A 12,013-nucleotide genomic window follows, 5' to 3' on the forward strand; every position below is an offset into this window, starting at 1 on the left:
GACGTTTGCCCGACATCAGCCCGCATGCGAGCATGCGGAGGGCCGTTTCAGAGCCGGGGGCGGCCGGAGAACTTGGGGGAAGGCATGCCGGGGGGCATTCGCGACCTGGGTATACAGGGCAGCGAGACGAAGAGTCAGGGAACGCGGCTGGACGACTCCGCCGACGAACTCGACGACATCAGGAAGTCGCTCAGTGAGGGGCTGGCGCTGACCCCGTTCGGAGCGGGATGGTTCCCCTTCCACGACCGGACGTACGGGGAGTACGGCGCCGATCCCGCCTTCGGTCCGTTCGCTCGCGCGTGGAACGCGGAAATCGCCACGCTGGCCGGTGCGTTGCGCGAGATCGACGACAAGATCGGCACGGGCGTCAGCAGTATGACCGTCACCGAGGTGGGCATCGAGCACTCCATGTCCACTCTGCGCAGCCCGCTGCGGGACCTGTGATGACGGAACTGGGAGACGGGCGCCGGCAGCGGCTCGACGACATGGCGGCTGCGCTGGACGGGCTGAGTTTCGCGGAGAGCGCCCCCCTGGACGAATTGCTCACTCTCTTCGGTGTCATGGAGAAGATCAACGACTTCCCCTCACCGGAGGGAAACCCACAGAGCGTAGAGAGCAAGGCAGCGGACTACGTTCGTGCCGGCAGCAGCGTCGACCTCATACACGACGCGATCAAGTCCGTCGCCAAGTCCGGGCTGCCCTCGGTCTGGGTGGGCGAAGCCGGGGCCAAGGCCGCCGAGGTGACCGAGGCCGCGTCACGCAGCGCCGAACACATGTCGGAGCGGCTTCTCACGGCGGGCCGCGAGCTTTCCCTCCTTGCGGCCGGGATCGGCGAGGCGCAGCGGCAGGATCGGTTCGGCCGGGATGCCCTTGGAGTGGCGCGGAGCATCATCGAGGACGAGTCCCAGCTGTTCGGGTTGATGCCCGCCGACCAGGCCGAGCGGGCGCGAAGGGCCGCGCGAGACGCTCTCCGGTACATCCGCGCCGGCGTGGACCAGGCCGAGGCTGCGGGTGAGCGGGCCGCGCGCGAACTGGACAAGCTGAAGTCCGAGGCCCGAGCGGGCCAACTGGACTCGGAGCACCTGACGGACGCCGACAGGATCGTCCTGTCGGATGCCGCCGCCGCAGGCGGGGAACGGGACCAGAACGAGATCCTGACCACCGGTGACCTGCAGCGTGCCGGCGTGTTCCTCGACGAGCTGAGCGCGAGGGACCGACAGACCTACGACGGCCTGCTGGACCGGGCGAAGTCGCCGGAGGAGCGGGCCTACCTCATGAAGGCGCTCGCCGCCGGGTACGGGGTGTCGGAGATCCAGGAGTTCAGCGACATGGTCCACCCCTACGGCGACGATCCCGCGTGGCTACAGGAGCACCTCTCACCAGTGATCAACGGGCAGGGGGACACCAGGACGGACGGCGGTGAGAACGACGTGCTCTTCGGCACCGAGGAGTGGGTGCAGGAGGGGCCGACCTGCGTCGTCTCCTCGACCATCACGGCTCGCGCCATGGTGGACCCTCTCTATGCGCTGGAACTCACCACGGGTGGCCGCCCCGGCGATCCCGATTTCGACAACCCCGAGGCGTTCATCGAGCGCCTCCACGAGGAACAGGCCGAGATGCACCGGGAAGGCGGCTCGGGCCCCGATGAGGGGATGTCGGTGGAGAACGCAGGCAAGGCCGCCGAGCGTGAGATTTCGCCGCACACCGGGCAGGAGTACGAGCTGGTCCGGTTTGCCGACCCCGGGGATCGCGACAGCGCTCTCCCGGAGATCCGAGACGCCGTCAACGCCGGTCAGCCGGTGCCGTTTGGTGTCAAGAGCGAGGACGGAGCGCACCAGATGATGATCATCGGGCAGGAGGGTGGCCAGCTCCAGATCTACAACCCCTGGGGCTACACGACCTGGGTCAGCGAGGAGGACTTCGTCAACGGAGAGATTCCCGGTGCCACCCGGGGCAGACTGCCCGAGCCGTACTACGCGCACATACCGGATTGACCATGACTTTCAACCGACACAGTGTCCTCGCCTGTGCCGCCCTGGCCGTAACGCTCCTGACGACCGCCTGCGCTGCCGAGGAAGACAGCGCGGGGCCGCGACCCGTCGAGACCTCCGCCGAGCCGCGACCCGTCGAGACCTACGGTCCCGGGCGGACCAGGGTGGAGGTCGCCGCCGGGGAGAGCTTCACGATCGCGCTGAAGGAGAACCGGACCACCCCGTTCCTCTGGGCGATCCTCGAGCCCGGACCGGACCCCGTGGTGGTCACCCTGACGGACGACCGGTACGAGGGAGACAACACGGACCTCGTGGGGGCCGGCGGTACGCACTACTACACGTTCCGGGCCGAGTCCGCTGGCCAGACGCGGTTTGCGCTACGTCACTGCTCCGGGTGCGGGACGAAGTACGAGGAGACCGACGGCCCGGACGACATCGAAGAAGTGACCTTCGACATCACGGTGCGGGAATAGGGGTGGTGGCATGAGCGCCCAGGACGGCGGAGCGGGGATGACCGACGAGGAGCTCCGCGGGCTCGATGTCGATCTCATGCTCCGCTACGGCCTGACCCGGCAGGGCGCTCCGCGTGGCGTGCTGTTCGGCGACGGGGTCGTTGCCGCGGCCCTGCGCGCGGAGGAGCTGGACGTTCTGCCCCGGTCGCTGGCGTACTTGGCGGAGGTGGTCCGGCGCGGAGGCATCCGGTACGCCGCCGAGCTGGCGGAGCCCCTTCCGGGGCCGGAGCGGACCGGGCTTGCCGGGGAGTGGCTGGCCACGGCCTCCTCGGTCACCGGCGCCGAGGATGTGAAGGCTGCCGAAACGCTGGCCCGTTGGCTCGAAGCGGTCGCGGCCGTACTGGCGATGCGTTGCAACGTCGTTGGTCCAAAGTCGCGTTGACAAGCCAACACCGGACGTAAGCCCGGTTGGCCCCGCCCCCCGCCCGCGCCCCGCTTCGTCCACCTCCCGGAGCGACCACGCCTCCCACGCCCTGGCGACGCACGGCTTCGGCCGGCCCCGTTCTGGCCGCGACGCTCGGCGCGAGCGCCGCCCGCACCGTGGAGAGCGGCGACATCGACCCGCGACCCGAGCAGACCAACGGTGTGGGGCGAACCGATGCCCGGTTCTCCGTCGGGCATGGTGCCGGGCTCCCGCCGGGCCGTGAGCGGCCGGGCGGGAGCCCGGAGAGGTGCGGCGCCGCCGGATATGGACAGGGCAGGGCGGCGCCGGGCATGGGGTCAGCGCAGCCGGGTGGCGTACGCCGGGACGGTGACCGTCTCGTCGTCCAGGCAGCGCCCGGTCGCGAGGTCGAAGCGCTGCTTGAGCAGCGGGGAGGCCACGAAGGGCTTTCCGTCGACGGAGCCGAGCAGTCCGCGGGAGAGGACGTAGGCGCCGGTGAACGGGTCGCGGTTGCCGATGGCGTGGACGGTGCCGGAGCGGTCGAGGAACAGGGCGATCTGGCTGCCGTCGGGCAGCAGGGCGGCGACGCCGCGGCCGGTGACGAGGTGCTCCCTGTCGCACACCGCGGCCCAGCCGTCGGCGGTGCGCACCTCGACGCGCGCGACGGTCGTGGTGTCGGCGGCAGCGCCTTCCTGGCCTTCCGGGATCAGGACGTCGGTCATCAGCTCTGCGCTCCTTCGAGGGTGCGGACGGGGAGGTCGGGTCCGGCCAGGATCTCCAGGTCGGGCTTGGTCTGGTCGCGCTCGGGCACGAACCGCACGGAGGGGTCGGGCGCGTCAGGGGCGTTGACGAAGGAGACGAAGCGCCGCAGCCGCTCGGGGTCGTCCAGGGTCTCGGCCCACTCGTCGCGGTAGCCGGCGACGTGCTCGGCCATCATGGCCTCCAGCTCGTCGCAGATGCCCAGGGAGTCGTGCACGACGACGTCCCGGACATGGTCGAGCCCGCCCTCGATGCGCTCCAGCCAGACCGAGGTGCGCTCCAGCCGGTCGGCGGTGCGGATGTAGAACATGAGGAACCGGTCGATGAGCCGGACGAGTTCGGCGTCGGAGAGGTCCTGGGCGAGCAGGTCGCCGTGGCGGGGCGTGGCGCCGCCGTTGCCCCCGACATAGAGGTTCCAGCCGTTGGCGGTGGCGATGACGCCGAAGTCCTTGCTCTGGGCCTCGGCGCACTCGCGCTGGCAGCCGGAGACGGCGGACTTGAGCTTGTGCGGGGCGCGCAGGCCCCGGTAGCGCAGCTCCAGGTCGATGGCCATCTTCACGGAGTCCTGCACGCCGTAGCGGCACCAGGTCTGGCCGACGCAGGACTTCACGGTGCGCAGGGCCTTGCCGTAGGCGTGCCCGGACTCGAAGCCGGCGTCCACCAGCCGGGCCCAGATGACGGGGAGCTGGTCCACCCGGGCACCGAAGAGGTCGATCCGCTGGCCACCGGTGATCTTGGTGTAGAGGCCGAACTCCTTGGCGACCTCGCCGATCACGATCAGCTTCTCCGGGGTGATCTCGCCGCCGGGGATGCGGGGCACGATCGAGTAGGAGCCGTTGCGCTGGAGGTTGGCGAGGTGGTGGTCGTTGGTGTCCTGGAGGGCGGCCTGCTCGCCGTCGAGGACGTAGCCGTCCGCGCCGATGACGGGGGCGAGGGAGGCGATGATCGAGGCGACGGCCGGCTTGCAGATCTCGCAGCCCTCGCCGCCGCGCGCCTCCGGGCGCCCGTGGCCGTCCAGGAGCTGCTGGAAGGAGGACAGCCGCAGGGCGAGGACGATCTCGTACAGCTCCTGGCGGGTCTGGCCGAAGCAGCCGCACAGGCCCGGGTCCACCTCGATGCCCTGGGCGGCCAGTTCGTCGCCCAGGAGCTGGCCGAGCACCTTGACGCAGCTTCCGCAGCCGGTGCCGGCCTTGGTGCACTTCTTGACCTCCGGCACCGTGGCGCAGTTGTGCTCGGTGACGGCGCCGCGGATCGTGCCCTTGGTGACGTTGTGGCAGCTGCACACCACGGCCTCGTCCGGCAGCGCGGAGGGGCCGAGCTGGGCGGGGGCGCCGACTCCGGCCGGGAGGACGAGCGACTCGGGGTCGGCGGGGGGCACGCTGCCGGTGAGCGGGCGCAGCAACCCGTAGGCCTCGGCGTCCCCGACGAGCACACCGCCGAGCAGGGTGCCGTCCTTCGCCATGACGAGCTTCTTGTAGACGCCGGCGCGGGAGTCGGCGTAGACGACGTCGAGGCAGCCCTCGGCCGTGCCGTGCGCGTCGCCGAAGGAGGCGACGTCGACGCCGAGCAGCTTGAGCTTGGTGGAGGTGTCGGCGCCGGTGAAGCCCTCGGCGTCCACCGTGCCCGCGATGGCGGCGGCGGCCGTCTCGGCCATCTCGTAGCCGGGCGCGACCAGTCCGTAGACCATGCCGTCCACCGCCTTGGCGCACTCGCCGACGGCGTAGACGGCCGGGTCGCTGGTGCGGCACCGCTCGTCGACGACGATGCCGCCGCGCTCGCCGACGTCCAGGCCGCACGCGCGGGCGAGCTGGTCGCGGGGGCGGACCCCGGCGGAGAAGATGACCATGTCGGTCTCGATGGTCGAGCCGTCCGAGAGGACCATGCCGGTCACGCGGCCGTCCGGGCCCGCGGTGATCTCCTTGCCGCCGACGCCGGTGTGGACGCTCAGACCCATGTCCTCGATCTTGCGGCGCAGCGCGGCACCGCCGCCGGCGTCGACCTGGATGGCCATGAGCCGGTCGTTGAACTCGACGATGTGCGCGTCCACCCCGAGGCCCTTGAGGGCGCCCGCGGCCTCCAGCCCGAGCAGACCGCCGCCGACGACCACGCCGGAGGAGGCGCCCTTCGCGTACTCCTCGATGGCGAGCAGGTCCTCGATGGTGCGGTAGACGAAGCAGCCGTCGCTGTCCTTGCCCGGCACCGGCGGCACGAACGGGTAGGAGCCGGTGGCCAGCACCAGTGTGTCGTAGGTGAACGTCTGCCCGGAGCGGGCGGTGACGGTGCGGGAGGCGCGGTCCACGCTCTCGGCCGGGTCGCCCACGTACAGCTCGATGCCGTGCTCGGCGATGAACGCCTCGTCCGTCATGGAGAGCTGCTCGGGCGTCACGCCGGAGAAGTAGGAGGTGAGCTGGACCCGGTCGTAGGCGGGGCGCGGCTCCTCGCACAGGACGACGACTCGGGAGCGCTCGGTGACGCCCTGGTCGGCCAGGGCTTCGAGGAAGCGCTGCCCGACCATTCCGTGGCCGATCAGGACGATCGTCGGCTTCTGTCGCGGCTCGGGCATGGTCACAGGCCTCCATCGTTCGTGAGCAGGTGGAGCAGTGGTGCGGAAGGCAGGGGTTCGTCCCCTTCCCAGGTCCTGGCGAGGGCGCCGACGGTGTCGAGGTCGCCCAGGAGGATGCCGCCGACCAGCCGGTCACCGCGGACGACGACCTTGCGGTAGGCGCCGCGGGTGGCGTCGGCCAGGTGCACGACGTCGTCGTCGGGCTGCGGCTCGGTCTCGCCGAAGGCGGCCAGGTCCAGCGGACCGGGGCCGGTCAGGGTGAGGCGGGTCAGCGCGCGGGTGCCGGTGTAGCGACGCCCGGTTCGGGGGGCTCCGGCGGTCTCGGGTACGGCCGCGTCGAGCGGGGCCGCGTCGAGCACGGCGGCGAGGGCGTCGGCCTGCTCCTGGGCGGGGCCGGCCAGCCCGTACACGGTGCCGCGGTGTTCGGCGCAGTCGCCGATGGCGAAGATCCGGGGGTCGTCGGTGCGCAGCTCGTCGTCGACGACGACGCCGCGCGCGACGGTGAGCCCGGCGGCCTGCGCCAGCCCGGTGCGCGGACGCACCCCGCAGGCCAGGACGACGAGGTCGGCGCCGAGGGCGTAGCCGTCGGCCAGGGTCACCGAGCGGACGGCGCGGCGTCCGGTGCGCTCGTCCCGCCCTGTGCCGAGGCCGCGCACCCGGCACTCCGTGTGTACCTCGACGCCGAGGCCGGTCAGGTGGGTGCGCAGGAGGGTGGAGGCGCCCGCGTCGAGCTGCCGCTCCATGAGGTGCTCGCCCTGGTGGGCGAGGACGGTGGACACGCCGCGGGCGGCCAGAGCCCGGGCGGCGGAGACGCCGAGCAGCCCGCCGCCGATGACGACGGCCCGGGTGGCGGGCCCGGCCGCGGCGGCGAGGGCCGCGCAGTCGTCCAGCGTGCGGAAGGGGTGGACGCCGTCGGGCAGCCCGTCGTCGGGGCCGCCGGCCGGGCTGTCGTCGAACAGGCCGCGGATGGGCGGCAGCACCGGGTTGGACCCGGTGGCCAGCACCAGCGCGTCGTATTCGGCCACCGAGCCGTCGTCACAGACCACCCGCCGCTCGGCGCGGTCGACGCGCACCGCGCGCACCCCGGCGAGCCGCCGCACCTCGGGGCCGGGGGCGGGCAGGGCGATCACCTCGGGGGTGTACTGCCCGGCCAGCACTTCGGCGAGCAGCACCCGGTTGTAGGGCGGGTGCCGCTCCTCGCCGATGACGGTGACGGAGTGCCGGGGCCGCCCGAGGGCGTCGGCGGACCGGCCGAGCTGCTGCACGAGCCGGGCCCCGGCCATGCCGCCGCCGATCACCACCACACGCTGTTTCGAGGTCATGCCCCACAGCGTGCGTCGCCGCTGTTACCCGGTGGGTTCCCGGTTGTTTCCCGTGGGCAACGCCGACCTCAACCGGCTCACGAGGACGGTGTGAGCCGCACCGGGAGGACGGGGACGCTGTTGCCGACGAAGCTGCCGCGCCGGGGCAGCTCGTCCTCGTCCACGGCCACCGTGAGCTGCGGGAAGCGTGTGAACAGCGCCTCCAGCGCGATCGCCGCCTCCATTCGGGCAAGCGGCGCGCCGATGCAGAAGTGGGCGCCGTGGCCGAAGGACAGGTGCCGGTTCTGGGCGCGCGTGACGTCGAACACGTCGGCGTCGTCGCCGTGGGCCCGCGGGTCGCGGCCGGCGCCCGAGTACCCGGCCAGGACGGGGGTGCCCTGGGGGATCACGGTGCCGTCCACGGTGAGGTCGCGGGTGGGGTAGCGGAAGGGGAAGTAGCTCACCGGGCTGTCCCAGCGCATCGTCTCCTCGACGACGTCCGCCCAGCTCGCCTTCCCGGCCTGCACCAGGTCGAGCTGGTCGCGGTGGGCGGACAGGGCGCGGACGGCGTTGGTGAGGAGGTTCAGCGTGGTCTCGTGGCCGGCGATGACGAGGAGGAGCAGGGTGCCGATGAGCTCCTGCTCGCTGAGCCGGTCCCCGTCCTCCGCACGGGCGGCGATGAGGGCGCTGGTGAGGTCGTCGCCCGGGTCGGCCATGCGGGCGGCGGCGACCTGGCCGAGGACCTCGATCGTCTCCTGGTTGGCCTTGAGCACCTCGGCCGGGGCCAGGCTGGTGCTGACGACGCGGTTGGACAGGGCGTGCAGCCGTTCGCCCTGTTCGGCGTCCACCCCGAGCAGCCGGCAGATGACGCCCATGGGCAGGGGCATGGCGAAGTTGCGCCGCAGGTCGACGGTGCCGTCCGTGCTCTCCCGGGCCGCCTGCTCCAGCCGGTCCAGCAGGGTGGCGGCCAGCTCCTCGACGCCGGGGCGCAGCGCCTCGACCCGGCGGGCGGTGAACGCGCGGCTCACCAGGGAGCGCAGTCTTCGGTGGTCGGCGCCGTCGGCCGTCGTCATGCTCCGCACGGTGGCGAAGGTCCGCATCGGCCAGCCCTCGGGGATCTCGCCCTTCTGCAGGGCGGCGAAGTGCTGGGCGTCCTTGGCCACGTCGGGGTGGGCCAGGAACTCCTTCAGCTCCTCGTGGCCCAGCACCAGCATGCCCTCGACGTCGTCGGGCAGCAGCACGGGGACGACGGCGCCCCGCTCGGCGCGCAGCCGGGCGTTGGCGGCGTGCGGGCAGCCGCCGTGTGGGTCGAGGCGGTGCGGTGCGGGGTGGTCCTGGGTCATCGGGTCTCTCCCTGGTGCTGGGCCGGCTGTGGCATGGGCGGGTGGTGGACGGGCGGCGGGGAGCCGGAGGCGGGCGGCGTGGCCGGGAGCTGCGGTTCGGCGAATCGGACCGGGAGCGCGGCCAGCCCCTTGGACCATGGCGACTTGACCCAGGCCAGCTCGTGCTCGGACACCGACAACTCCATGTCCGGCAGCCGGTGCCGGACGGTGTCCACCGCGGTGCGGGTGATGAGCCGCGCCGGATCCTGGGCGGGGCAGGCGTGCGGCCCGGCGCCGAAGGCGAGGTGGGAGCGGTTGCCGATGACCGGGCGGCCGTCGCCGGGCAGCACGGCGGGGTCGGCGTTGGCCGCCGCGAGGCCGAGGACCAGCATGTCGCCGGCCCGGATGTCCTGGCCGCCGAAGCTCAGGTCGCGGGTGGCGTAGCGGGCGGGGAAGTTCTGTGTCGGGGGGAAGCGCCACAGCACCAGGTCGAGCGCGTCGTCCACGGTGAGGTGACCGCCGGTGAGCGAGGAGCGGAAGGCCGGGTCGGTGAGCAGGATGCGCAGCGTGGTGGCGATCCAGTTCACCGTGGTCTGGTTGCCGGCGACGAACATCACCACGAGGTTGTGGAGGACCTCCTCGTCGGTCAGCCGGGCCGGGTGGCCGAGGAGCGCCGAGGTCACGTCGTTGCCCGGGGTGCGCCGTTTGTCCTCGATGAGCTGCCCGAGGATCTCGCCCATGCGGCGGCTGGCGTTGGCCGAGTCGGCGTTGGCGCCGACGGTTCCGGCGATGGCGTGCACGAGGCGCTGCCCGGTGCGTTCGTCCAGGCCCAGCAGCCGGGTGATCACCTCCATCGGCAGCTTGCGCGCGAAGTGCGGGACGAGGTCGGCCTCGCCGCGCTCCGCGAAGGTGGAGATGAGCCGCTCGGCCGTCGCCCGCACCGTGCGGCGCAGTTCGTGCCCGTTGATGCGGGACAGGGCGTCCGAGACGGCCGCCCGCATGCGGCGGTGCTGCTGGCCGTCGGCGAACAGCAGGGCGGGCCGCCAGCCGACCATGGGCAGGATCGGCGAGTCGGCGGGCACCCGGCCCTCGCGCAGCAGCGTCCAGCGGCGCGGGTCGTGGGAGAAGTCCTGCTCCTCGCGGGTGAGGCGTAGGAGTTCGCGGTGGCCGAGCACCAGCCAGGCGTCGATGCCGGGGGCGAGGGTCACCGGGGCGACCGGACCGTGCCGCAGCCGCAGCTCCTCGTAGAGCCCGGGCATCGCGTCGCCGTCCAGGTGCGGCCCGTACAGCGCGGTGGCCGGGCAGCGGCCCGTGCCGGGCGCGGCCGGCCGGTCGTGACGGGGATCGGGACGGGGACTCGTCATTGCGGCTCCGCGGCGTTGATGAGGTGGGTGACGAGGGCGATGAGCGCCCGCACGGAGGAGTGGTGCTCCCGGGCGTCGCACACGACGAGGGGCGTCTCGGGCAGCAGGTCCAGGGCCTCGCGCAGCCGGTGCTCGCCGTGCTCCGGGCTGTCGGGGAAGGCGTTGACGGCGACGGCGAACGGCAGCCCCATGTCCTCCAGATGGCCGAGGGCGTCGAAGGACGCCGCCAGGTCGCGGGTGTCGACGAGGGCGAGGGCGCCGAGCGCGCCACGGGCCAGCTCCCGCCAGGCGGGCAGGAAGCGCGGCTGGCCGGGGGTGCCGAAGAGGTAGAGCACCAGTTCGCCGTCGATGGTGATGCGGCCGAAGTCCAGGGCGACGGTCGTCGTGGTCTTCGTCCGCTCGCCGCCGTGGTCGACCCGCGCCCCGGCCTGGCTCATGACGGCCTCGGTGGACAGCGGTCGGATCTCCGAGACGGTGCCGATCAGCGTCGTCTTGCCCACGCCCAGCGGGCCGACGACGAGGATCTTCGCGGCACCGGCCACGCTGGAGCGCACGTAGTGCTGCTCCTGCCCGGCCGTCGCGTGCGCGGGCGGCGGCCGGTGGGCGGCCGGCGGTTCAGAGGCGGCTTTCGAGCCCATGGAGGACCTTTCTGAGCATGGTCACATCGGCGCGTTCGGCGACCGGGACGGGCGGGCGGGCCTTGACGAGGCCCCAGTCGATGAGATCGGCCAGCAGCACCTGCACCACCGACGGCGGCTGGCCCAGGTGGGCGGCGGCCTCCGCCACCGACAGCAGACCCTGGCACTCCGCCAGGATGCGCCGGTGCTCGGGCTGCAGCCGGACGCCTCCCGGGGCGGTGGCGGCCTCCGCCGGACGCGTCGCCATCACCAGTGTCTCCCACGGCAGTTCGGCACGCGGGGCGCCGGAGCGACCGCCGGTGATGACGTAGGGGCGGACGGCCGACGTCGTCCGCTCCTCCCGTGCGCCCGTCATCGCGGCGGGCCCACCACATCCCGCGGTTGGCTGCTCAGGTGGGCGCCGATCTTCGCCACCAGGACCTGCATCTGCTGGGCGACGAGCCCGATGTCGGCGTTCAGGTCGGTGGCGACGCCCAGGTGAGCGCCGACCCCGGCGGCCGTGAAGAGGACGAAGCCGTGCTCCGACTCCAGCATGAGCTGCCGGACGCCGGCGCCCTCGCCGAAGACGAGGGACGCGGTGGAGCGGCTGGTCATCGTCATGGCGGCGCAGGCGGCGGCCAGCGACTCGGCCTCGTCGCGGCCGAGTTCCACCACGGCGCCGCTCAGCCCCTCGGCCGACGCGTGGCCCAGGTGCAGGCCGTCCTCGGAGAGTACGACGGCGTGCCGCACGCCGGGGATCTCCGTCAGCGGGCGCAGCATCCAGCCCAGGTCGGGAAGTCTCGTGATGGTGCCGGTCACGCCGGGCCCCCTTCGTCTCGGTCGGTGTGGTGGGTGTCCCGCGCCCGTGTGCCGGGCGCTCCGGTGTCGTGCGGCGCGGCGTCGTGCGCTGCTGCGTCGCGGGGCGCGGTGGCCTGCGCCCCGGTGCCGCCCGGCCCGGCCGGCTCCGGGGCGTCCGGGCGCGGCCCGGAGTGCTGGTCGGCGTACGGGTCGGCATGGCGGTCGGGGCGGCGGCCGGGGTACGGGTCGCTCTCGGCCGCCTGCTCCCGCCCGCGGCGGGAGCCGGAGACCACGCTGGCCACCGAGGCCCGGGCGGCGTCGGGGGACCACTCCCGGGCGGGCGGCCGGGGCGGCGGAGCGTCCGCCGGGGCCGGGCGCTCCGGCGGCAGCGGCGCGGCGGCCGG

Annotated in this window: 12 protein-coding genes and 1 pseudogene; 4 read left to right on the top strand and 9 right to left on the bottom strand. The window is 73.1% G+C overall.

Annotation, left to right across the window (positions count from 1 at the left end; translation table 11 throughout):
- Window positions 1-84 precede the first annotated feature (84 nt).
- The 4 genes from HPT28_RS15095 to HPT28_RS15110 are packed head-to-tail and all read left to right on the top strand — an operon-like array spanning window position 85 to window position 2,885.
- Complete coding sequence (locus tag HPT28_RS15095; protein ID WP_219091591.1) at window positions 85-444, top strand: hypothetical protein; 360 nt, start codon at window positions 85-87, stop codon at window positions 442-444.
- On the top strand, window positions 444-1,994 hold the full coding sequence (locus HPT28_RS15100) for a peptidoglycan-binding protein (RefSeq protein WP_219091592.1): 1,551 nt from the start codon (window positions 444-446) through the stop codon (window positions 1,992-1,994). The genes HPT28_RS15095 and HPT28_RS15100 overlap by 1 nt, the downstream gene beginning before the upstream one ends.
- Window positions 1,995-1,996: 2 nt before the next feature.
- On the top strand, window positions 1,997-2,464 hold the full coding sequence (locus HPT28_RS15105; protein WP_219091593.1) for a protease inhibitor I42 family protein: 468 nt from the start codon (window positions 1,997-1,999) through the stop codon (window positions 2,462-2,464).
- A 10-nt stretch (window positions 2,465-2,474) separates the two neighbouring features.
- Window positions 2,475-2,885, top strand: a complete 411-nt coding sequence (locus HPT28_RS15110) for a hypothetical protein (RefSeq protein ID WP_219091594.1) — start codon at window positions 2,475-2,477, stop codon at window positions 2,883-2,885.
- Between the two features lie 338 nt (window positions 2,886-3,223).
- On the opposite strand, the gene nirD is transcribed toward HPT28_RS15110, so the two are convergent.
- From nirD to HPT28_RS15155, 9 genes and pseudogenes are all read right to left on the bottom strand, one after another.
- Window positions 3,224-3,607 carry a nitrite reductase small subunit NirD gene (nirD, locus tag HPT28_RS15115; protein ID WP_219091595.1) on the bottom strand — a complete coding sequence of 128 codons (384 nt, stop codon included), beginning with the start codon at window positions 3,605-3,607 and terminating at the stop codon, window positions 3,224-3,226.
- Entirely contained in the window at window positions 3,607-6,207 is a 2,601-nt protein-coding gene (gene nirB / locus HPT28_RS15120) for a nitrite reductase large subunit NirB (protein ID WP_219091596.1), read from the bottom strand. Before nirB ends, nirD begins: the two co-directional genes overlap by 1 nt.
- A gap of 2 nt (window positions 6,208-6,209) precedes the next feature.
- The gene (locus HPT28_RS15125) at window positions 6,210-7,529 is read right to left on the bottom strand and encodes an NAD(P)/FAD-dependent oxidoreductase (RefSeq protein ID WP_219091597.1); all 1,320 of its coding nucleotides are present in this window, start codon (window positions 7,527-7,529) and stop codon (window positions 6,210-6,212) included.
- 77 nt (window positions 7,530-7,606) lie between these two features.
- The gene (locus tag HPT28_RS15130) at window positions 7,607-8,851 is read right to left on the bottom strand and encodes a cytochrome P450 (RefSeq protein ID WP_219091598.1); all 1,245 of its coding nucleotides are present in this window, start codon (window positions 8,849-8,851) and stop codon (window positions 7,607-7,609) included.
- The gene (locus HPT28_RS15135) at window positions 8,848-10,194 is read right to left on the bottom strand and encodes a cytochrome P450 (protein WP_219091599.1); all 1,347 of its coding nucleotides are present in this window, start codon (window positions 10,192-10,194) and stop codon (window positions 8,848-8,850) included. The genes HPT28_RS15130 and HPT28_RS15135 overlap by 4 nt, the downstream gene beginning before the upstream one ends.
- Window positions 10,191-10,736: an ATP/GTP-binding protein gene (locus HPT28_RS15140; RefSeq protein WP_374226967.1), complete on the bottom strand. Its 546-nt coding sequence runs from the start codon at window positions 10,734-10,736 to the stop codon at window positions 10,191-10,193. The genes HPT28_RS15135 and HPT28_RS15140 overlap by 4 nt, the downstream gene beginning before the upstream one ends.
- A 73-nt stretch (window positions 10,737-10,809) precedes the next feature.
- The gene (locus tag HPT28_RS15145; protein WP_219091601.1) at window positions 10,810-11,187 is read right to left on the bottom strand and encodes a DUF742 domain-containing protein; all 378 of its coding nucleotides are present in this window, start codon (window positions 11,185-11,187) and stop codon (window positions 10,810-10,812) included.
- Complete coding sequence (locus HPT28_RS15150; RefSeq protein ID WP_219091602.1) at window positions 11,184-11,630, bottom strand: roadblock/LC7 domain-containing protein; 447 nt, start codon at window positions 11,628-11,630, stop codon at window positions 11,184-11,186. The genes HPT28_RS15145 and HPT28_RS15150 overlap by 4 nt, the downstream gene beginning before the upstream one ends.
- A pseudogene (locus HPT28_RS15155) lies at window positions 11,627-12,013 on the bottom strand (hypothetical protein); the annotation flags it as partial. The gene HPT28_RS15150 and the pseudogene HPT28_RS15155, both read right to left, overlap by 4 nt.

The organism is Streptomyces sp. JJ38, assembly GCF_019303475.1.
Classification (GTDB): Bacteria; Actinomycetota; Actinomycetes; order Streptomycetales; family Streptomycetaceae; genus Streptomyces.